We start from the raw sequence: 22,067 nt of genomic DNA on the forward strand, positions 1-22,067 counted from the left end.
ATAAGCGTGGCCGGCCTTTCGGCTAGAATTGGGTGTTCAGTATTGCTTGCCGGGGGACAGGAAGACGGGAACCATGACGGAAGTCGCCAAACGGAAAACGGGCAAGATCCTTGCCATCGTAGGGATCTGCGCTGCTATTGCCGTGGGCGGAATTGGCGTGGTGACCGTGCCGGGGCTGCTGGCTGGTTCAACCCAGAATGGTGCCGCTGCTCCGTCGCCGGCTCCCACCGTGGAGGCCAAGCCCGTTGAGCTGGGGATCACCCCGCTGGACGGAGCGATTGAGTGGAACCCCGTGGTGGGCCCGCAAATCAAAGCGGTCAACGGCAAGGTCAAGGACGTTGTGCTGGCGCCGGTGGACGGAGGCACGCCTGTGCAGGGCAAGACGAGCCCTGATGGCAGCACGTGGACCACGTCGGAGGTCCTGAAATTCAAGACCCAGTACAGCTATTCCTTCACCGTGGTGGACACCGCGGGGAAGGAAACCAAAAAGACCCAAACCTTCACCACGGTTTCAGCAGCCTATGAGGCAGACGCGTCCATTTACCCCCGCCACGGCACTACGGCGGGATCCGGGCAGCCCATCGAAATCAACTTCAGCGAGCCGGTAGTTGACAAGGCAGCCATGGAGAAGCGCGTTGCCATCACGGTTTCCTCAGGCCAGCCTGTGGCCTGGCACTGGTACTCGGACAAGAAGGTCCGGATCCGTCCTGAAGCTTTCTGGGCTTCCGGGACCACGGTCACCGTGGACATGAAACTCCTGGGAGTGGACTTCGGTAACAAGATGATCGGCAATGCCGACGTCGTTTCCACGTTTACCACCGGCCCCCAGCGCGTGGCCGTGGTGGATGACACCACCAAGACCATGAACGTGTACTCCGACGGACAACTGGTTCACACGGCTCCGGTGTCCCTCGGTGGCGAGGACTGGCTCTCTCCTACGGGGTACGCCGTGATCCTGGAGCAGGAGCGCAAATCCAACTTCAATGCCGGCAGCATCGGCCTTAAGCCGGGGGACAAGGGCTACTATGCGCCGATGGTGGTGGATTATGCCAACCGCCTGACGTGGTCCGGTGTCTACGTACACCAAGCCCTCGAATCCGCTTGGGGTGCCATTGGCCGGGTGAACGTCTCCCATGGCTGCGTAGGCCTGCTGCCGGACGACGCTGCATGGTTCTTCAACAACATGAAGACCGGCGATGTTGTCCAGATCCTGAACACCGGCGCGCCGGCCGTGGAACCTTTGGAAGGGTTCGGGGATTGGAACATCCCCTGGGCGAGCTACGCCCAACGGTAGTCCTGCTGTTAAGATCGTTGCAGTGATTATTTCCTGCGCGCTTTGACTCATTTTTCCAGCGCTGACATCTCGTCGGTCCTGCTCTTTGTGCTGCCCTCCACGGTGATTCCGGGTGTCCCTCAGGGGAACCCGCTAACGGGTTCCCAGGCCTCTTCCACCGGACCCCTCCTCATCACCTGGAGCACGCATGACTTTTTCACCAAACCTTCGCCCTGACTGCGGCAACTGCTTTGCACTCTGCTGCACCGCGCTCGGATTCACACGTTCTGCCGACTTTGCCATCGATAAGCCAGCTGCCGTAGCTTGCCCGAACATGGCGGACGACTTTTCCTGCTCGATCCATCAACGCCTGCTGCCGCGGGGTTTCCGCGGCTGCACGGTGTTTGATTGCTTCGGCGCCGGCCAAGTGGTTTCCCAGGGAACTTTCGCGGGAACCAGTTGGACCCAGGACCCCTCATCCAAGTCCTCGATGTTCGCTGTGTTCAAGGTTGTCAGGCAACTCCACGAGATGCTCTGGTACCTGGCTGAGGCCCGGCAACGGACCTTCGATCCTGACCTGGCATCCACCGCGGACCACCTGTCTGAACGCATAGCGGCCACCGCCCAAGGCGACGCCTCCACGGTCCTGGGCGCCGACGTCGAAACCTTGCACGGAGAGGTGCGGGTCCTCCTGATGGAGGTCAGCGAAGAACTGCGTGCCTCCTACGGTGCCGAGGACAAGCAGACGCTCGACGGCGGCCCTCGTCACCTGGAAATGAGCGGAGCAGACCTCATGGGGGCCAACCTTGCCAACCGGGGTCTATGCGGAGCAGACCTCCGCAGTGCCTACCTGATCGGAGCCAACCTCAGGAACAGCGACCTCACGGCAGTCGACCTCCTGGGAGCAGATCTTCGCGGAGCACAACTCCACGGCGCGGACCTCTCCAAGGCCCTGTACCTGACCCAACCGCAGATCAATGCCGCCGAAGGAGACTCCACCACCCTCCTGCCGGAACGGCTCACTAGACCGACTCAGTGGTGATTTTGACTGGTAACAGCCGCACCGGAGCTACGACCCGTGACTGTACGGCAGCTTCCTGAGTCGTTCTCCGACAGTCGCGTTCCGCTGCTCCGCCTGGCGCAGGCGGGCGAGCTCGCGGTTGCGTCGTTCCCCGAGGACTGCCCCGATGTAGTCCTCGGGGATGGTGCCTGAGGGAGGGGGAGGGGCGACGTACCTTGCGAGTTCGGAGGCCAGGGATGCCGCCATGTTGACGCGCGATGCCGGAGCCATGAGGTACGCCTGCTGCACAAACGTTCCTGCCCTGCGCGCGGTGGCATCGGGGACCCTGCCTATATCTGCCATGGCTACCCAGGCCTGAAGATAGTGGGGTGCCACGGGCATGATCCGGGGCTTGGAGGGAACACGCTGACGGAGCGAGTAGGTGCCGGCGACGATGTCGCCCAGACGCTTGGACTTGTCGTTGAAAAGCGCTACTCCGATGGCCAGGCCACCGAACGTCATGTAGATCTCCAGGAAACCGAGGAGACCACGGATGAGCGCGTGACGGAATCGGATGGAGCCGCCGTCGTCGCGTACGATGCGTAGTCCTGTGGCGAGCTTCCCCAGGGACCGTCCGCGGGTGAGTGTCTCCACGGCGATAGGGACGATGACGACGGAGAAGACGACGCTGCTGAGGACCAACGCCTGGATGGCGGCGTCATCGAGGTCCTGGGAGGCGGCGCTGATGAGGATGATGAGCAGTATGGCGAGGACGACCTGGGAGATGACGTCGAGGATGAGCCCCAGTGCACGGGCAGCGAAGGATGCCGGGCGCAACTCCAGGACCACTGCCTCGCCGGTGATGATTGAACTCATGCCCGCCCCCATACTTCGCAAACGCAGCGGGCCCACGGCGTGCCCGCATCAATGAGTCTAGCCGCGGCACTGACCCGGCGGGTGGCACAGGGGCTAGGGTGGTGCCGTGGACATTGACGCCTTCTCGGCCGTACAGGGGGACAAGTGGTCCCGGCTTCATTTTCTGGCGCACAAGCGCCGGCTCACTGGAGCCGAAGCAGACGAACTGCTGCGGCTGTACCAAACGGTGTCCGGGCATCTGTCCCTGATTCGCTCTGTGGCCCCGGAGACAGGCTTGTCGGCGTCCTTGTCTGCGGCGCTGGCCCAGGCCCGGACACGTTTTACGGGGGCACGCTCGAATTTTATGGAGGACTTGGCACGGTTCTTCGTTATTTCCCTGCCCGCGGCGTTCTACCGAATCCGCTGGCTGACTCTTTGGTGCGGGCTTGCCTTCGTGCTGGTAGCGGGTGCTTATGCCCTGTGGATCGGCACGTCACCGGATGCTTTGAGGGCCGTAGCCAGTGATGCAAAAGTGCAGCAGTACGTGGAGGAGGACTTCATTGACTACTACTCGGAGAATCCCGCTGCCTCGTTCGCAGGCGCTGTGTGGACGAACAACGCCTGGATTTCCGCCCAAGCTGTGGCGTTTGGAATCACCGGGTTCTGGGTGTCGTTCATCCTGTTCATGAATGCCCAGGGCCTGGGAATCGCGGCCGGGCTTTTCCTGGCGACGGGAAAGATGGATATCTTCTTCAGTTACATCCTTCCGCACGGCCTGATGGAACTCACGGCGGTGTTCATTGCTTGCGCGGCCGGGCTCAAGATCTTCTGGGCCATGGTGAGGCCCGGTCCCAGGACGCGGCTCCAGGCTGTGGCTGATGAAGGACGGTCTTTGATGACTGTTGCCCTCGGGTTGGTGCTCGTCCTGCTGATCTCCGGGATAGTGGAGGGCTTCGTGACGCCGAGTGCGTTGCCTGTGTGGGCCAAGATCACCATCGGGGCGCTGGTTTTGGCTGGTTATTGGGTCTATACCTTGGTGCTCGGTGGGAGGGCAGCCCGCGCCGGTGTCACCGGTGACCTGGTTGTCCACGACGCCGGGTATCGCAGCATCGCCGCATAGACCTTACAGTTACGTTTCGATCTGGTCGCAGGCGGGGTGGCACCGCGTGTCTGAAGAGGGCCGGGCGGTAGGCTCGAATGCAGACAAGAGAGCCGGTAGCAAGCAATCGCCGGTGGATGCCTACGGAAGTGAACCCGCTGTGAGCGACAAAAGCCCAAAACCACAAGAACCGGACACGGACGTCCATGAGGACCCCAACGAACCGGCCTTCGACTGGATGAAGCCGAAGAGCTCCAGCAGTGCTTCCGGCGCAGCTCCTGCCACTAAAGCGACCCCGGCTAATACCGCTACGCCGGCCACTACCGCGACACCTGCTGACAACGCCACGCCGGCCACTACCGCGACGCCTGCTAACACCGCAACGCCGGCCACTACAGCCACGCCGGCCAGCGGCCAGCCCGAGAGCCGTGCTGACCGCAAAGCCGCAGAGGCAGCCGACGTCGAGCCGGAACCCCCGCTGTTCGCTGACACGCTCGCTGGTGCTTCCACTGACAAGCAGCCGTCGCACTATTCGGAACCTTTGCCGACGTCGGCCCTTCAGGTCCGTCCGCCGGAAGACGAAGTGGCCCGCCGCAATGCTGAACGCGAGCAAGCCGCAAAAGTGAAACCGATCGGCCCCCGGGTTTTCCAGGTTCTGTTGGCCGTCTTCTATCCGGTGATCCTCCTGGTGCTCGCCGTCCGGGCGGTCACCAGCCCCCTGTTCCTGTGGGTGGAGTACAACCGCCCTGGTTTTCCCGGCGACGGCTACGGTTTCAGCACTGACGACCGCATGACGTACGGCTCGTACGCCGTGGACTACCTGAGCAACTGGGCCGGTCCGCGGTACTTGGGTGGCTTGGTCAACCAGGATGGCGCCAAGCTGTTCAAGGACAGCGAAGTGGCGCACATGGCTGACGTCAAGCTGGTCATATTGTCGTCCTTCGGTGCCGGCCTGCTGCTCATCATCCTCAGCATCATCGCCATCCTGTACTTGCGTAAGCGCAGTAACGGCGGGATCCGTCGAGGTCTCTTTGCCGGATCCATCGTTACTTTGGTCATCATTATTGGCCTCGCTGTCCTGGCAGCACTGAGCTGGCAGCAGTTCTTCACTGAGTTCCACCGGATCTTCTTCGCCAACGGGACGTGGACGTTCTCGCTGGAGGACACCCTCATCCGGCTCTTCCCGGGACAGTTCTGGATCGACGCGGGCATCGTCATTGGCGCCCTGGTATTCCTTGTAGCGACGCTGACGTTCATCTTCACGTGGCCCACCAAGCAGCGTCGGGGGCTGGCGGGTAAGCAGGATGCTGCGGACGGCGACGACACGGGTGACGCCGCTGCGGTGCCAAACGACGATGAAAGCACCAAGGAAGCAACAGAAGTCAAACGGTAGTCGCGGCAGAAGCCCGTGGGTTGAAGGCGATCCTGAAGTAGTCAGCACGGAACGCCAGGAAATCCAGCCCGTTCCTCAATTGCCGTAAAGCTCCAGTGCCGACACTCCGCGGATATTCGCAGTGCTGAACTCAGGAGTACGAGGAATTCTGTACCCTTCATTGTGCCCGTACGGGAGGCTTTGTAGAAGAGAAACTCCGTGCCGACGCCGGCGGGGGTGACCTTGGGACTCCTCTGCAAGCCGCCGGTTAGTGCGCCAAGCTGACCATGCCCAACATCAGCGGCTTCGCCATCAATGGCCAGCTTCGTTTCGACAAGAGGTTCTCCTCCTCTACCTTCTTGCTGCTGTCAAGACACCGATGAGCTGTTCAGGGCGGTCTGTGCTGGCGACGACGGTCTTGCCGTTTTCGTCTCGATGTGGATCTCCGGACCGCCGACGAGGTACCCGATCATGCCGGGCCCCATGTATCGGAGCCCGTACCCGCTGGGACCGGCCGCGTTGTCGGTGGTCACCGGTGGTGATTCGAGCCGGCCTAGGTGGTGCCGCTACTTTTCGTAGAGCTTTTCCACAACCGACGAGAAATCGCCAACCACGGCCGCCCGCTTCAGTTTGAGCGACGGCGTCAGGTGGCCGGATTCGACGCTGAGCTCAGCCGTAAGGAATGCGAATTTCTTGATCGATTCAGCGGCGGACACGAGCTTGTTGGCCTCGTCCACAGCCGACTGCACGGCGGCGTTCACCCGGTCGTCTCGAGCTGCGTCCTCGAGTGCCAAGGCACCGACCTTGTTCTCCGCGCACCAATCGGCCAAGCCGTCGGGATCGAGGCTCACCAGTGCCCCGATAAACGGCCGGCCGTCGCCCACCACCACTGCCTGGCCCACCAACGGGTGCTCGCGCAGTTTCTCCTCCAAAGGGCCCGGAGCCACGTTCTTGCCACCTGCAGTGACCAGGAGGTCCTTCTTGCGGCCGGTGATGGTCAGGAAGCCGTCTTCGTCCAGTTCGCCGAGGTCGCCGGTACGGAAGAACCCATCAACAAACGCGGCCTCGTTGGCTGCCTCATTGCGGTGATACCCCTTGAATACACCGATGCCCTTGACCAGCACTTCGCCGTCCTGGGCCACCCGGACGGTGGTGCCGGGGAGGGGGATCCCGACGGTACCGATACGGGTCATGCTGGGAGTGTTGACGGTACAAGGCGCGGTGGTCTCCGTCAGCCCATAGCCCTCCAGCACGGGAACACCCGCTCCATGGAAGAAGTGGTTGTCCCGGAGGCTCAGGGGACTGGCACCGGAGACCGTGTAGCCCACGTTCCCGCCGAAAACCTCGCGCACCTTGGGATAGAGAAGCTTGTTGAACGCGGTGTGCTTCATACCCAAAAGCCACCCCGGCCCGGGTCCCTGCCCACGCGCGGCGAGGTCGACCGCCGTCGAATATTCCACAGCGGTTGCTGACGCTGCGGAGAAGAGCGCGGACTTTCCGCTCATGGCGGCTTTGTGGCCTGCGCCGGCATAGACCTTCTCGAAGATACGGGGAACGGCGAGCAGGAATGTGGGCTTGAAGGAACTGAGGTCGGCCATCAGCCCGGCGGCTCCGGCGCTATGCCCCAGCGTGATGCCTGCGGTGAGGCAAACAACCTGGACCGCCCTAGCAAGGACGTGTGCCAGCGGCAGAAACATCAGTGTCCGTGCGCCTTGCTGCATCAGCAGCTCGGGGAGGAACGGGATGACGTTCCGCGCCACCAGGACAAAGTTGCCGTGGGTGATTTCGCAGCCCTTGGGCTTGCCCGTGGTTCCGGAGGTGTAAACGATTGAGGCGACGTCAGCCAGGGTTGCGGCGCTGCGCTGGCGCTCCAGTTCGGCGTCCATAATGCCGATTCCGACGGCGGAGACGCTGGTCAGGTTGGGGGCGTCGCCGTCGTGCTCCATCCGCATGATCGCCACGGGATCGTCGCCGAGTGCCGTGGACCGGTTCACCACCGCATGGACAAGGTCGGCTTTGGCCGTGTCCTCCACGAAGATGCGTCGAGCGCCGGAATCAGCCAGGATCCATTCGATCTGGCTGGCTGACGACGTCTCATAGATGGGTACGGTCACGCCGCCTGCCATCCAGATGGCGAAGTCCACCAACGTCCATTCGAAGCTTGAGCGGGACAAGACCGCCACGGGGTCACCGACGTTGAGGCCACCAGCGATCAGGCCCTTGGCCAAAGCAGTGACATCGGCGAGGAACCTTGCAGCGGAGACATTCAGCCAACCGTTGGCCGTCTTGTGGGCGTACAGGATCCCGAACGGATCCTTGGCGCAGCGTTCCAGGAGGAGGTCCGTCACGTTGGTGTCCGGGTCCGCCTCGACCAGGAGCTCCGTGCTCGCTTCCCTCACTGCTTGCCTCCTAGATCCACGATGGCATCCACATTCTCATCCGCCACTCCTGGTAGCTGATGACTTCCGCTGTCAGCACCGGATAAAAGAACGCCGTTGCCAGGACAGCCAGCACCAGGACCACGGCAACAACGTACAGTCCGGACCTTCGACGCCATGGAGGATCGCTGCTGCGTCCCAGGACCAAACCCAGCACATATGTCAGGCCGAGCACAAGGAACGGCTCAAAGGACACAGCGTAGAAGATGAACATGGTGCGTTCCGGGTACATGAACCACGGAAGGTATCCGGCAGCAACTCCGGCAAGGATGGCGCCTGCACGCCAGTCCCGGCGGCCGGCCCACCAGAACAGCAGGATGACCAGGGCAATGGTTCCGCCCCACCACACCACTGGATTGCCCACCGGAAGAATGGCCGAGGAACACGTCTCAACGACGCAGCCCGCGGTGCCCTGCTTGGGAGCCTGGTAGAAGAACGACGTAGGCCGGCCCATGACGAGCCAGGTCCAGGGGCTGGACTCATAGGGGTGGTCCGAGCTCAGTCCTTGGTGGAACTTGTAGGCCTCAAGGTGGTAATGCGCCAGGGACCGCACGGAGTTGGGCAGCCAATCCCATCCGGGTGCGGGATTGGTGGCCGCCCATTGACGGTAGTAAGCGTCCTTCGACAGGAACCAGCCCGTCCAGGTTGCCGCATACGTGACGGCAGCCACCGGAATCATGGTGACAAACGCAAGGAGGCCGTCTTTGATGATGCCGGCACTGAACCAGCTGCGGATGCCGGCAATGCGCCGTGCGTTCAGGTCCCACAGCACAGTCATCAGTCCAAAGGCAGCCACGAAGAACAGCGCGGACCATTTGGTTCCGACGGCGAGTCCAAGGCAGATTCCGGCAATGAGGCGCCACCATCGCATCCCAAGCCAGGGCCCGGCCACCAGCTGGGTGGGTGTTGGGCGACCGCCCGGCGAAGCAGCCGCCTGCGCGGCAAGCCGGGAAGCCAAACGACGGCGGCCGTCGTCGCGGTCCAGCAGCAAGGCGCCGAATGCGGCCAGGATCCAGAACGCCAGGAACACGTCCAGCAGTGCTGTCCGGGACAGCACCAGGTGGTGGCCATCAATGGCCAGCAGCAGACCGGCCACAGCGCCAAGTGTGTGGGAACGGAAGAGTTTCAGTGCGATGAGGGAGACCAGGAAGACCGTCAGCGTGCCCGTGAGCGCGGCGCTAAAGCGCCAGCCGAAGGGATTGTCTCCGCCGAACAGCCACATCCCGAAGGTGATCATCCACTTGCCCACCGGGGGATGGACCACGTATTCCGGAGTGTTGAGGAGGACGTTCGGGTTTCCGGCGTTGAATGAGTCGTTTGCGTTGGCGGGCCAGCTGCGCTCGTAGCCGCTCACCAAATAGGAGTACGCGTCCTTCACGTAGTAGGTCTCGTCGAAAACCAGGCTGTGCGGGGCATCAAGCCGGAAGAACCGGAGAATCCCGCCCAGGACCGCGGTGATGGTGGGTATCAGCCAGAACCACAAACGCAACGACGCCGGATAGTCGCGCCAGCTTTGGACCCCGCCGATCAGGCGGTCCCTGAGAGCCTGGGCAGTGAAGGCCTCAGCAGGCCGGACAATCCAACGGTGACGTTCCAGCCCACGGCCCGGCAATGGCGTCCCTGCCCCGTCCTCCATGGGCTTGGCCCGCCGGGGCCCCTGCCCATCCTTGGATGTCCGTGGATCCGGGACCGCGATGGTGTCCGCGCCCGCAGTGTCACCGGCTCCAGGCGTCGCGGGGGACGCCACGGGAGTTCCGGAAGAGGTGGCAGGAACGGGCGACTGGTTCACCCGCCCATGCTACCTTTCCATCCTTGGTGCAGCGTTGAGGTGCGGCGTTGACGACGGCGCGGCATTAGGCTTGGCAGGTGGATGAACAACGCAGCACCCCGGACGAGGCTCCCTTCAGCGATGACGTGTACGAGGCGACTCCTGCCGCCGGTGCCGGCGCAACCCCGGGCATCGGCAGGATCGTGTTGGCGGCCACCCCTATCGGAAACGTGGGGGACGCATCCGCCCGCCTGATTGAACTCCTGGCGACCTCGGACATCGTGGCCGCAGAGGACACTCGCCGTTTGCACCGGCTCGTCACGGCCTTGGGCGTGGAAGTCTCCGGACGTGTCATCAGCTACCACGAACACAACGAAGTGGCCAAGACCGGCGAACTGCTTGACCACGTACGCGCTGGAAAGACCATCCTCATGGTCAGCGACGCCGGGATGCCCGCGGTCTCGGATCCCGGGTTCCGCTTGGTGGAGGGCGCGGTTGCGGCCGGCCTGACGGTCACGGCGGTGCCGGGGCCTTCCGCCGTGCTGACGGCACTTGCCCTGTCCGGCCTGCCAACGGACCGATTCTGCTTTGAAGGATTCCTGCCACGGAAGTCGGGGGAGCGGAACTCGCGCCTCGTCGACCTCGCGGATGAGCGCCGCACCATGGTCTTCTTCGAGGCCCCGCACAGGCTCGAAGTCATGTTGCGGGCACTGCACGAGCGTTTTGGGGCTGAGCGCCGTGCCGCGGTATGCCGCGAGCTGACCAAGACCTACGAAGAAGTCATCCGCGGCACCCTCCGCGAACTGCTGGAGTGGGCAGAGAACAACGAAGTCCGCGGTGAAATCGCGGTTGTGGTGGGTGGTGCGCCTGAACAGGCGCCCGGCAAGCCCGAGGACCACGTAGCAGCGGTGAACGAACTCATCTCCCAAGGGATCCGCTTGAAGGAGGCCGTGGCAGCCGTGGCCGACGACGCCCGGGTCAGCAAGCGCGAGCTGTACTCCGCGGTCCTCGCAGCACGCTGATACCGGCTGTGCAGCTGCACAAAATAGCGACTCCTTGGCAGTGCGTGAAGGCGTAGACACTCCTTCTCGCGGGGCAGTACCGTGGCAGTAATTCAAGCCACTTCCGGCAACGAACCCCAGTGGTGCAATTCTCCAAAGCACCCAAGACGAAGGAGTCGCCATGACTGTCACGGTTGAACGCGAAAGCGAACTGCTGGCTTCCGTCCCCACCGGCCTGCTGATCAACGGTCAGTGGCGCCCGGCCGGATCCGGAAAGACCTTTGATGTTGAGGACCCGGCCACGGGCAAGGTCCTGCTCAGCATCTCCGACGCCGGTGCTGAAGACGGCGCCGCCGCCCTCGACGCCGCTGCTGCCGCCCAGGCTGACTGGGCACGCACCGCCCCGCGTGAGCGCGGCGAGATCCTGCGCCGTGCCTTCGAGCTCGTCACCGAACGCGCCGAGGACTTCGCATTGCTCATGACCCTGGAAATGGGCAAGCCCCTGGCCGAAGCCCGCGGCGAAGTGACTTACGGCGCCGAATTCCTGCGCTGGTTCTCTGAGGAAGCCGTCCGCGTGTCCGGCCGCTACTCCGCAGCGCCGGACGGCAAGAACCGACTCCTCGTGCAGAAGAAGCCGGTAGGCCCCTGCTTGCTGATCACCCCGTGGAACTTCCCGCTGGCCATGGCCACCCGCAAGGTAGCCCCCGCCGTCGCGGCTGGCTGCACCATGGTGCTCAAGCCCGCCAACCTGACTCCGCTGACCAGCCTGCTCTTCGCACAGGTCATGCAGGAAGCCGGTCTGCCCGCCGGTGTACTGAACGTCATCCAGACCTCCACCGCCGGTGCCGTCACCGGCCCGCTGATCAAGGATGACCGTCTCCGGAAGATCTCCTTCACCGGCTCCACCCCGGTCGGCCAGGCACTGATCCGGGAAGCCGCTGACAAGGTCCTGCGCACCTCCATGGAACTGGGCGGCAACGCTCCGTTCGTGGTCTTCGAAGACGCCGACCTGGACAAGGCCGTTGAAGGCGCCATCGCAGCCAAGATGCGCAACATGGGCGAGGCCTGCACCGCAGCGAACCGCTTCATTGTGCACGAGTCCATCGCCGACTCCTTCGCCGAGAAGTTCGCCGCCAAGATCGGCTCACTCACCACCGCCCGCGGCACTGAGCCTGAGTCCAAGGTGGGCCCGCTGATCGACGGCAAGGCCCGCGACGGCGTTCACGCCCTGGTGTCCGAAGCCGTAGCAGGAGGTGCCACAGCCGTCACCGGTGGTGCCGCCGTCGACGGTCCCGGCTACTTCTACCAGCCCACCGTGCTGAAGAATGTCGCAGCTGATGCCCGCATCCTGCAGGAAGAGATCTTCGGGCCGGTAGCGCCGATCATCACCTTCTCCACCGAAGACGACGCCGTCCGTCTGGCCAACAACACCGAATACGGCCTGGTTGCCTACGTCTTCACCAAGGACCTCAACCGTGGCCTGCGCATCAGCGAACGAATCGAGACCGGCATGCTCGGCCTCAACGCCGGCGTCATCTCCAACGCCGCGGCTCCGTTCGGTGGCGTCAAGCAGTCCGGCCTGGGCCGTGAAGGCGGCTCTGAAGGCATCGAAGAGTACCTGTACACCCAGTACGTAGGTATCGCGGACCCGTACGCCGACTAGGCTGCGCAGGATCCGGTCCACCGCTCTCGCAACAAGAACGGTTGACACATGCAGGGGCCCGGCCCCGGAACCACAAGTTCCGGCGTCGGGCCTTTGCTGTTCCTCTGGCGGCCGGGTCAGCGGCGCTGCGGCAGAAGGCCCCGAAGCGACCGCCACCAGCGGGCCAGCGTCCACCCCACACTCTTCCCGAGCTTCCCTATTGCCCGGAAGGGTGCGCCGAGGGCGCGGACCCAGCGATGCATCATCGACGGCGGCAGCCAGTCCGCACGGAAGCGGACCAGCCAGCGGGTATTGTTCCGCAACGACTCACGGACGACGGCGATGCGGCTCGCCGCTGGAGGTGCTGCGCCCTGCGCTCCCGTAGCCCCGCGCCCATAGCGCTGCCGTTCGAAGTCCGAGGTAAGCGCGGCGACCGCCACGTGTGCGGCGTCGTCGAGTCCTCCCGCCTCACCCAAGGCAGCACTCGCGCGGAGCCTGGCGGAGAAGTGCCGGGGCGTTTCGCTGGGCGTTGACGGCAAGCCGTAGTCGGTTGCGAGGTCCTGCAGTTCCGCCCAGGCAAGTTCCGGGGCAGGATCCTTGGAACCGGGCAGCGTTGCGTTGGCGTCATCCGGTGGCTTTTGGTTCAGCCGACGCCGGCGCAGGACCGCCCTGCTCAGCCGGGGCGACCACAGGAATCCCATCAGCAGCAGTACACCTGCCGCGGCAGCGGCAATCGTGGGAAGCGGATTCGCACTGGGGGAACCCGCTTCGGGGGTGTCGCCTCCGGGCAGGGGCACAGGGGCGGGCGCTGCAGTGGCAGGAGTGGTCAGGACTTCCTTCTCGTCCGCGTTGGTACTGAGGTTGCCGGAGGCTGAGGACTCCGTGGCGTACTCGGGCACCACACCGCGCGATGGGGTGGGCTCAAACGGAACCCAGCCGAGGCCCTCAAAGTAGAGCTCCGGCCACGCGTGGGCGTCACGGGCATCCACTTCGTACTCCGGGAATGACCCCTGGCCGACCAAAGCCACCGACTCGCCGGTGAGCCTGCCGGGTGCATAGCCCACGGCAATGCGGCTCGGAATACCTTCAGCCCGCGCCATCACGGCCATCGCCGAGGAAAAATGGACGCAGTAACCGCTTTTGACAGCCAGGAAATCTGCCAGGACCGAAAGGCCATTTCCGTCGTAGCCGTTCTGCACCGGCGCCTGCAGGGAGTAGGTAAACTCGCCGGAGCGCAAGTATTTCTGGAGGGCCAACGCCTTGCCGTAGTTGCTCCCCGCGGATGCCGTCACGGAATCGGCGGTCTGGCGAACGATGTCCGGCAGGTTGCCCGGAATCCGGAGGAAGTCCTCCGGGATGCCCTCCGGAGCGGCCGTGGCCTGGGACAAGGACTGCGCCGTCACCTTGGGGGCGGCGGAGAACACCACATACCTTTGCGCACGCGTGCTGGTTTCCGTGCTCATGATGCTCAACGTGGCAGGATCCCAGGTCCAGCGCCCGTTGAGACCGTTCACCGAGGCCGGCGCGAACGGGGCAGGAAGGTAGGGGCTGGTGAAGAGGCCCGCGTTGATGGACGTCACGGTATTGACCACTTCGCCTTGGACGGAGTATCCGGTCTCGATCCTGTCGGCACCCACGCGCCGCTCCGCGGCACGATCGTCAGGGGCCCAGGTTTCGCCGTCGAAGTGGTCGATGGTGACGGACCTCAGGTACACAGGGCCATCGGCGCTCGTGGCGTAGGTGATGCGACCCGATCCCGTGGGACTCCGGAGGCTGTTGCCCAAGGTGATCATGGGATTAAGTCCGTTGGAGGTGCCCCACGGACTTAGCCGTGAACCCTGGGGAAAGGTCCCGGTCTCGAAGCCGGGAATCGCCAGCGGAACCACCATGGTCAAGGCCAGCGCGAGGCCACCAGTCACCAGGGAGCGCCTGAACTGGCCGGCGCCCCGCCCGGACCCGGACTGCAGCCGCGCATCAGGGGCGAACCAATGGCTGCACCCCAGGATGAGGAGATAGCCCACGGCAGCACCGACGAAGCCTGCAATGCCCACGCTCTGGGGTTTGATGGTGGCTGGAACCACCATGACCGCGAGGAGCCCGATGCCGCTGGCCGCGGGCATCGCCAAGGGAACTGCCAACGCGTCGATCAAGATCACCAGGAGCCCCAGGCAGGCGCACATGACGAACACGATCCCGGCGTTGGGCGCCACAGGTGCGCTTTCGGAGACCACCGTCTCGGCAGCACGTTTGATCAGGCGTCCGACGGCGGTGAATGTCCCGGCCGTGGGGATGAAACCCGCCAGGCTTTCCTGGCGGCAGAACGTGAAGCTGAGTATTCCCGCGAGCGTGGCAAAGGAGCCCAAGGTCGCGAGCAGCGGCTGGGCGCGGAGTGCCCGGAGGACGGCCAGCGTCAGTGCGACAACAACCACCGTGGTGATCAGGGGCATGAACCAGGCCCAGCCCCTGAGGACGCCGTTCAAAGAAAGGGCGGCGCCCAGGACAGCAACCACGATTGAGCCCGCCATGACCCAGGGGTACGGGCCAGGGCCGGGGGCTTGCTGCCGGGATGCCCCACCGGACTGCCCCTGGGCGGGCGTTCCACTGGTTGGGTTTGGCGCGGGGGATCCGCGGTGGGACGTGGCCGTCATCGGGGCACCGCCGCTCCGCGCCGCACGTCCATGGCCGCCCCTGCGGCAGCCACGATTCCACCTTCATCGAAGGCGGACCAGGCAGCCGGCAATGGTGTCCTGGATGTCACGGCAGCCACTCGCCAGCCCGCGACACGCAAAATTTCCAGTGCTTCGTCGTTGTTCCGCGACGGATCGGTGATGACCAACGCAAAGGCGTTTGCGCCATACGCTGCCGCCGGGGCGAGGGTCCTGGCTTCGGCGGCCGTCAGCGTGCCCAGCAGCGCCAGAAGGGGGCCACGCAGCCGGTGCGCCGCGAGTTTATCCATGAGCCGGTCATCAAACACCGAGTCAGCGGTTTCCTGGCCGCTCGAGCCCGATACTGCGTCCCGGCTTTCGCCCTTCTGGTGTTCGGCCCTGTTGTGTTCGGACCTGGCATGCCGGGGACCGCTGAGCTCAATGGCGGCAAGCCCCTCCGCGATCGCCTGCAAGCCTCCGGCGCCCGCGAACTCCTCCGTATCCGGCTCCGGCGCCGAGCGCGAACGGATGAACGCCGGACTGCCAAAAGCATCCAGGACACGCAGCGAATAGTTCCATTCCGCCAAGTGGGCCGTGATGGACATTGCTGCCGTGACCATCCACTCAAAGTTGGGATTGGTCACCAGGTCCGAATCTTCGTCGTGGCCTCCGAACATGGACGCCGTTCCAGCCGCGAAAGCCGTGAAGCGTTGGTCAAGGATGAGGGTGGCTTCCGGAGTGGTGACCGACTCCTCTTGACGCACCATGAGCTGGCCGTGGCGCGCCGTAGCGGCCCAATGGACGCGGCGCATGGGATCGCCGTGCCGGTACTCGCGGGTCATGATGTCGTCATCGCTGGGGTTGGCACGGATGCGCGTTGCCGTCACGCCGTCGTTGCCGCGCGCCCCGGCAAGGCCGGTCACGGGAAGTTCGACGGCGGCCGGCGTCACGGTGAGGATGTCGCCGTCGTCGATTGAATGCCGACGCAGGGACAAGCCAAAGGGGTCACTGAACTCCGCCGTCACCGGACCAATCCGGAACTGTCCGCGCTTGCCCGAACGCAGATGGTATTCATAACGGCTGGTGCCCCCGGAAGCCGACCTTGCGGGGAAACGGAACGCCGGAGGCTCCCCGAAGCGGGGAGGCAGTTGCTCCTCCATGATCACGTGGCCCGTGGAATAGGAGGACCGGGCGATTGCCATCCGGACTGTGGTGGTGTTGGCCGTCTCCACAGTGGAGGGATTGAACTCCCGGTACACCTGGAATTTCGGCTTGAGCACCCGGACGCCGGCGAGGGCGACAATCGGCAAGAGGAGCAGCAGGACCGCGAGGGTCAGGAGATCCCGCCTGCCCATGACGTAGGCACATCCCAGTGCGACGGCCCCGGCCGCAAGCAAGCCCCAGCCGCGGTTGGTAAACAAGTGCTTGGGGAGCCGATCCACGAGCGCCATTTCTGCCTCCTAGGCGGTGTGCCTGTCCCTGCGCCACGCTCCGGGCGGTTCCTGGGCAACCGGCAGTGCAGCCAGGATGCCCCGGAGGATGCTCTGCGGCGTATCGCCTGAGCTTGCCGCTTTGCGGTCCAGGATGATCCGGTGGGCGAGTACGGATTCGGCCACGTCCACCACATCATCCGGAAGCACGAAGTCGCGGCCGTCAAGGGCGGCCGTGGCCTTGGCCGCGCGCAACAACTGCAGCAATGACCGTGGGCTCGCGCCCAGGCGAAGGCGGGCGCTGTCGCGGGTTGCCCGCCCGATAGCCACTGTGTATTCCTTGATCGCCGTGGACACATGGACCTCCTGAACGGTGGCGATCATGGCTGCCACGTCCGCGGCAGTGACCACGGGGGTCACTTTGGCCAGGGGTGAGAACGCCTGGTGCGTCTCCAGCATTTCGATCTCGGCGTCCTTGTCCGGGTAGCCCATGGAAATCCTCGCCATGAAGCGGTCGCGCTGGGCCTCGGGCAGCGGGTAGGTGCCCTCCATCTCGATGGGGTTCTGCGTAGCCACCACCATGAACGGCAAGCCCAGTTGGTACGAATGCCCATCCACGGTCACCTGGTGCTCTTCCATGCATTCAAGGAGGGCAGATTGTGTCTTGGCCGACGCGCGGTTGATTTCATCGCCGATCACGATGTTCGCGAAGACGGCGCCCGGGCGGAACTCAAACTGCCGGGACGACTGGTTGTAAATGGACACGCCCGTAACGTCCGAGGGCAGGAGGTCGGGGGTGAACTGGATGCGCGAGACAGTGCAGTCCACTGTCCGTGCCAGGGTCTTGGCCAGCAGGGTCTTTCCTACACCGGGCACATCTTCCAAGAGGAGGTGGCCTTGGGCGAGCAGTACCGTCAGTGCGAGCTTCGCAGCATCTGCTTTGCCGTCGATGACCTTGTTGATGGAACTGAGGACGCGTTCGCTGGCATCGTGGAACCGCTCCGCGTCCATGACCTGCGGCCGGTGCCCGTTAAGCGCCGCGCCGTCCCGTGGCAGCGCGCTGTAAGCCTCGCCCTGGAGCGGGGTTGGTTCAACGGACACTTGTCGCTTGGACTCCATGGATTGCCCTTCAGCCGTGGCCACTGCACCGCAACCTTCGCTTAGCACTGCTGGTGTTGGCCGCCTGTCCGTTCCAGACTACCCAGACATTGGCCGTCGCTGACATAGTGCTCATGAATTTATGTGCCAACTGGAATTTATCGTGGCTGTCTTAGGAGGACCGCGGTCCGATTAAGGTGTAAGCATGTGCAATTCCCTCGCTCCTGCTCCCTACCAGGCGTCATCCGACGCAACAGACGCAAAAGATTCCCGCAAGGAATATCCGCCCGCGCCGGAGCCACTGCCCGTGCCGGTGATGGACAACCACACACATCTGGACTTCAGGCACGGTCTGATCGAAGTGTCCGTGCGCGACGCGATGGACTCCGCCGAGGCCGTGGGTGTGCAGGGAACTGTTCAGGTTGGCTGCGACCTGGAGTCCTCCCGCTTCACCGTGGAAGCCGTCGAAGCGGATCCCCGCCTGCTGGGCGCCGTCGCGATCCACCCCAATGATGCACCCGTGTACGCAGGTCGTGGTGAACTGGAGTCGGCGCTCGCCGAGATCGAAGAGTTGGCCGCCCATCCTCGAATCCGTGCGATCGGGGAGACAGGATTGGATTTCTTCAGGACCCACGGCGAGGGCCTGGCACACCAGAGGTACTCCTTCCGGCGCCACATCGACATTGCGAAGCGGCTGGGACTGACATTGCAGATCCACGACCGGGATGCCCACGACGACGTTGTGCAGGTGCTGAGGGAGGAAGGAGCCCCGGACCGGGTGGTGTTCCACTGCTTCTCCGGAGATGAGGAACTGGCCCGGATCTGCAACGAGAACGGTTGGTACATGTCTTTCGCGGGCACCATGACGTTCAAGAATGCGGGAAACCTCCGTGCGGCACTGGCCATCGCCGAGCCCGGCAGGATCCTGGTGGAAACCGACTCACCTTTCCTGACGCCGCATCCTTACCGGGGCCGGCCGAACGCGAGCTACATGGTGCCGTACACCGTTCGCTCCATGGCCGAAGTGACAGGAAACGACCTTTCAGAGCTGTGTTCGCGTCTGGCGGAAAATACGCTCCGAGCCTACGGTTCGTGGGCCTGATTCGCCCGTCCGAGGGATGCCTGGAGGTTTCTCCCATGAATACCCGGTATGCAGAAGTCTTGGTTGGTTTATAACAGATCGGTTACTGTGTTAAACAAGTAGCCGGGGTCGGGGAAGGCCTTCGGACAACTGGACCGATTGACTCGGACCATCAGTTGAATGTTTTTTGGCGGCGCGGATGCCGGCAGCAAGAGCGGGACCAGGCGTTATGCCTGGCCCCTCCGTTTTGCGGCTGGCATTATTTCTGCGCTTTTCCCCGTGCCCGGACGGTCTGAGAGTTATGGGCAATCGTGATCAAGTTCTTCACAACGGATGGCAAGTTCAGCTTCCTCAAAGTCGGTGCCCAGTTGCTGGTTGTTGCAGCGCTGGTGGTCGGAGTTGTCACGTTCGTGGGCAACAACAAGACCGTCACCCTCAACGTGGACGGCAAGGTGAGCTCCATCCAGACCTTTGGCGGCACGGTTGACCAGGTGGTCAAGGCAGCCAAGGTCGAGTTGAAGGACGCAGACAGGGTGTCGCCGGCTCTCGACTCCCGCGTTGACAACGGCTCCGTGGTCAACATCAACCTCGCCAAGGCAGTGTCCATTGAACTGGACGGCGCCCGCAAAACCGTCAACACCAATGCCCCCGACGTCGCCGCACTGGTGAGCGAACTCGGAGTAGCCAGCTCCTCCGAGATCTCCCAGCCGAAGGAAGCGTCTTTGGAAGTCACGGGCTCCTTCGTCTCCATCTCCACTCCCAAGACCATCAGCGTTGTTGCTGACGGGAAGGACACCAGCACCACCACGACGGCGGCCGACGTCGCCACCGTTCTCAAGGACACCGGCATCACCGTCGGCGCCAACGACCGCATCTCCCAGCCTGGCAACGCGCCCATCGTCCAGGACATGGTGATCAAGGTCTCCCGGGTGGACACCAGCAAGACTGCAGAAGCCACTGAGGAAGTGCCCTTCGAAAGCGTGAAGACCGAAAGCGCTGAGCTGTACAAGGGTGAAGAAAAGGTCACCCAGGAGGGCGTAGCCGGTTCGCTGGTCAAGACGTTCAAGCTGGTCCTGGTTGATGGACGCGAAGCATCCCGCGCCCTCGTGTCCAGCAATGTCACCACGAAGCCAGTTACCGAGAAGGTCAGCGTCGGCACCAAGGCCCGCCCCGTGGCGACTCCTGCCAAGGCTGCAGCGACCTCCAGCGGCCCCACAGGAGCCCCGAACGAAGCCATGTGGGACAGGATTGCCCAGTGCGAGTCCGGTGGAAACTGGTCCATCAACAGCGGTAACGGCTACTACGGCGGCCTGCAGTTCTCCAGCCCCACCTGGCTTGCCAACGGTGGCGGGGCTTACGCTCCCAACGCCAGCTTGGCCAGCAAGGCACAGCAGATCGATATCGCCAACCGCCTCTACGCCAAGAACGGCCTCCGCGACTGGGGCTGCGCGCACGCGGCCTGACCCCTCACAGGCGATACGATACCTAGGTGACTGAACCGAATTCCGAACCCGCCGCCGTCGCGCCCCTGCTGGGCGCCACAGACATCCGACGGCTTGCCGAGGAAATCGGTGTACGCCCTACGAAGACCCTGGGGCAGAACTTTGTGATCGACGGCAACACGATCCGCAAGATCGTGGCCGCTGCCAATATCGACTCCGGGGAAACCGTGTTGGAGGTCGGCCCGGGACTGGGCTCGCTGACACTCGGTTTGCTGGACGCAGCCAAGAACGTTGTGGCTGTTGAGATCGACCCCGTCCTGGCCGAAAAGCTGCCCGAAACCGTGCGGGCCTGGCGGCCGGGAGCGGAAGACAACTTCCATCTGGTGCTGTCCGACGCCATGAAGGTCACGGAGTTGCCCGTGCCACCCACCGCGTTGGTAGCCAACCTGCCGTACAACGTTGCCGTGCCCGTGGTGCTTCATCTCCTGCAGCATTTCCCGAGCCTGCAACACGGCCTGGTCATGGTGCAGGACGAGGTAGCCGATCGCCTCGCCGCAACGCCCGGGTCCAAGATCTACGGTGTTCCGTCCGTCAAGGCAGCCTGGTATGGGCACATGCGCAAGGCCGGCGTCATTGGCATGAACGTATTCTGGCCCGCCCCGAAAATCCATTCGGGGCTCGTGGCGTTCACGCGCCATGACCCGCCCGAAACTCATGCCACCCGTGAACAGGTCTTTGCCGTCATTGATGCTGCCTTCGCGCAACGCCGGAAAACCCTCCGCGCCGCACTGGCCGGTTGGGCAGGCAGCGCCGCAGAGGCCGAGCGTTGCCTGGTTGCCGCCGGCGTCGACCCAACCGCGCGCGGCGAAGTCCTGGACATCTCCGCTTACGTCAGGATCGCCGAAGCCCGCCATCCTGTGGACGCATGAACCCGGGCACCCGGAAACCCAGCAGCCTCCCGTTTGTGGGGGATCGCTTCCATGCCCGGACGGTTCGCGTCAAAGCCCCCGGTAAGGTCAACGTCTCCTTGAGCGTAGGCCCGCTGCGTCCGGACGGTTACCATTCGGTGGCCAGCGTCTACCTCGCTGTTTCCCTGTACGAGGAAGTGGCGGCGACCAGCACCGAGGCTGAAGGAATCACCATCAGCATCAGCCCTGAAAGCACGCTGGACCTGGACGGCGTGGACATTCCCCTGGACGAGCGAAACCTTGCCCACAAGGCCGCAGCCATCATGGCCGAAATGTCCGAGAAGCCCACGGGCGTGCACCTCGAAATCACCAAGCGCGTGCCGGTTGCCGGCGGCATGGGCGGCGGTTCCGCCGACGCCGCAGCCACGCTGCTGGCGTGCGACGCCCTCTGGAACAGTGGCCTCTCACGCGAGGAACTCGCGCATCTGGCAGCTGAGTTGGGCGCTGACGTGCCGTTCTCGCTTCTCGGAGGCACCGCCGTCGGGCTTGGCGTCGGTGACAAGCTGTCGCCCGCACTGGCGAAGGCGCAAATGGATTGGGTCCTGGTCTTTGCGGATTATGGACTCTCGACGCCGGACGTGTTCCGCACCCTCGACGGCCTTCGGGATTCTGAAGGCGTGGAGATTCCAGAACCCGTCGTCGTGGACCCCACCATTCTCCAGGCACTCCGCCACGGTGATCCCGAGACCCTCAGCAGGGTACTCATCAACGACCTCCAACGGGCCTCCATCGCACTCGCGCCCCAGCTGCGCGACACCATCGGGCTGGGCGAAGCACGCGGCGCCCTGGCTGGCATGGTCTCCGGCTCCGGGCCCACCATCGCGTTGCTTGCCCGGGACTCCCTGGCCGCCAGCGTCCTCGCCGAGGAGTTAACCCATCGTGGTCACAACGCCTTGGCTGTCCACGGCCCCGTGCCCGGCGCCCGGATCATCTCCGATACCCTCCTTTAGTACCT

The 22,067-nt window shown here is 64.0% G+C and carries 17 protein-coding genes; 10 read left to right on the forward strand and 7 right to left on the reverse strand.

Translation table 11 applies throughout. The annotated features are described in order from the left end of the window. Positions 1–73 precede the first annotated feature (73 nt). Positions 74–1,294 (forward strand): L,D-transpeptidase, encoded by a 1,221-nt coding sequence (locus N7568_RS05860; RefSeq protein ID WP_261608949.1) that lies wholly within the window; start codon positions 74–76, stop codon positions 1,292–1,294. A 187-nt stretch (positions 1,295–1,481) separates the two neighbouring features. Further along, entirely contained in the window at positions 1,482–2,315 is an 834-nt protein-coding gene (locus N7568_RS05865) for a pentapeptide repeat-containing protein (RefSeq protein WP_261608950.1), read from the forward strand. 27 nt (positions 2,316–2,342) lie between these two features. Here N7568_RS05865 and N7568_RS05870 read toward each other — a convergent pair whose 3' ends face one another. After that, on the reverse strand, positions 2,343–3,149 hold the full coding sequence (locus N7568_RS05870) for an RDD family protein (protein WP_261608951.1): 807 nt from the start codon (positions 3,147–3,149) through the stop codon (positions 2,343–2,345). A 106-nt stretch (positions 3,150–3,255) separates the two neighbouring features. On the opposite strand from N7568_RS05870, the gene N7568_RS05875 reads away from it, so the two are divergent. After that, positions 3,256–4,248 carry a stage II sporulation protein M gene (locus N7568_RS05875; protein ID WP_261608952.1) on the forward strand — a complete coding sequence of 331 codons (993 nt, stop codon included), beginning with the start codon at positions 3,256–3,258 and terminating at the stop codon, positions 4,246–4,248. A 139-nt stretch (positions 4,249–4,387) separates the two neighbouring features. Next, the gene (locus tag N7568_RS05880) at positions 4,388–5,620 is read left to right on the forward strand and encodes a TIGR01906 family membrane protein (RefSeq protein WP_261608953.1); all 1,233 of its coding nucleotides are present in this window, start codon (positions 4,388–4,390) and stop codon (positions 5,618–5,620) included. Between the two features lie 347 nt (positions 5,621–5,967). On the opposite strand, the gene N7568_RS05885 is transcribed toward N7568_RS05880, so the two are convergent. From N7568_RS05885 to N7568_RS05895, 3 genes are read right to left on the reverse strand one after another with little or no spacing between them, the layout of a single operon-like run. Further along, the gene (locus tag N7568_RS05885) at positions 5,968–6,132 is read right to left on the reverse strand and encodes a hypothetical protein (protein WP_261608954.1); all 165 of its coding nucleotides are present in this window, start codon (positions 6,130–6,132) and stop codon (positions 5,968–5,970) included. A gap of 33 nt (positions 6,133–6,165) precedes the next feature. Beyond that, a complete protein-coding gene (locus N7568_RS05890; RefSeq protein WP_261608955.1) occupies positions 6,166–7,998 on the reverse strand; it encodes an AMP-dependent synthetase/ligase in 1,833 nt (610 codons plus the stop codon). A gap of 10 nt (positions 7,999–8,008) precedes the next feature. After that, positions 8,009–9,826 carry a dolichyl-phosphate-mannose--protein mannosyltransferase gene (locus N7568_RS05895; protein WP_261608956.1) on the reverse strand — a complete coding sequence of 606 codons (1,818 nt, stop codon included), beginning with the start codon at positions 9,824–9,826 and terminating at the stop codon, positions 8,009–8,011. Between the two features lie 125 nt (positions 9,827–9,951). Here N7568_RS05895 and rsmI point away from each other — a divergent pair, with 125 nt between their 5' ends. Beyond that, complete coding sequence (rsmI, locus tag N7568_RS05900) at positions 9,952–10,827, forward strand: 16S rRNA (cytidine(1402)-2'-O)-methyltransferase (RefSeq protein WP_261609035.1); 876 nt, start codon at positions 9,952–9,954, stop codon at positions 10,825–10,827. A 160-nt stretch (positions 10,828–10,987) separates the two neighbouring features. Beyond that, positions 10,988–12,469, forward strand: a complete 1,482-nt coding sequence (locus N7568_RS05905) for an NAD-dependent succinate-semialdehyde dehydrogenase (RefSeq protein WP_026542786.1) — start codon at positions 10,988–10,990, stop codon at positions 12,467–12,469. Positions 12,470–12,585: 116 nt separating this feature from the next. Here the strand turns inward: N7568_RS05905 and N7568_RS05910 are convergent, their stop codons facing one another. The 3 genes from N7568_RS05910 to N7568_RS05920 are packed head-to-tail and all read right to left on the reverse strand — an operon-like array spanning position 12,586 to position 17,642. Next, positions 12,586–15,096, reverse strand: a complete 2,511-nt coding sequence (locus N7568_RS05910; protein WP_261608957.1) for a transglutaminase family protein — start codon at positions 15,094–15,096, stop codon at positions 12,586–12,588. Further along, positions 15,093–16,544 carry a DUF58 domain-containing protein gene (locus N7568_RS05915; protein WP_261608958.1) on the reverse strand — a complete coding sequence of 484 codons (1,452 nt, stop codon included), beginning with the start codon at positions 16,542–16,544 and terminating at the stop codon, positions 15,093–15,095. Before N7568_RS05915 ends, N7568_RS05910 begins: the two co-directional genes overlap by 4 nt. Before the next feature lie 9 nt (positions 16,545–16,553). After that, the gene (locus tag N7568_RS05920; protein WP_261608959.1) at positions 16,554–17,642 is read right to left on the reverse strand and encodes an AAA family ATPase; all 1,089 of its coding nucleotides are present in this window, start codon (positions 17,640–17,642) and stop codon (positions 16,554–16,556) included. 184 nt (positions 17,643–17,826) lie between these two features. Here N7568_RS05920 and N7568_RS05925 point away from each other — a divergent pair, with 184 nt between their 5' ends. The 4 genes from N7568_RS05925 (at position 17,827) to N7568_RS05945 (ending at position 22,062) form a co-directional block, all read left to right on the forward strand. After that, positions 17,827–18,723, forward strand: a complete 897-nt coding sequence (locus tag N7568_RS05925) for a TatD family hydrolase (RefSeq protein WP_261608960.1) — start codon at positions 17,827–17,829, stop codon at positions 18,721–18,723. 290 nt (positions 18,724–19,013) lie between these two features. Next, positions 19,014–20,165: a transglycosylase family protein gene (locus N7568_RS25815; RefSeq protein WP_368736508.1), complete on the forward strand. Its 1,152-nt coding sequence runs from the start codon at positions 19,014–19,016 to the stop codon at positions 20,163–20,165. A gap of 26 nt (positions 20,166–20,191) precedes the next feature. Next, entirely contained in the window at positions 20,192–21,073 is an 882-nt protein-coding gene (gene rsmA / locus N7568_RS05940; protein WP_261608961.1) for a 16S rRNA (adenine(1518)-N(6)/adenine(1519)-N(6))-dimethyltransferase RsmA, read from the forward strand. Further along, positions 21,070–22,062 carry a 4-(cytidine 5'-diphospho)-2-C-methyl-D-erythritol kinase gene (locus N7568_RS05945; protein WP_261608962.1) on the forward strand — a complete coding sequence of 331 codons (993 nt, stop codon included), beginning with the start codon at positions 21,070–21,072 and terminating at the stop codon, positions 22,060–22,062. Before rsmA ends, N7568_RS05945 begins: the two co-directional genes overlap by 4 nt. Positions 22,063–22,067 lie beyond the last annotated feature (5 nt).

Source organism: Paenarthrobacter aurescens (genome assembly GCF_025421775.1).
Taxonomy (GTDB): Bacteria; Actinomycetota; Actinomycetes; order Actinomycetales; family Micrococcaceae; genus Arthrobacter; species Arthrobacter aurescens_B.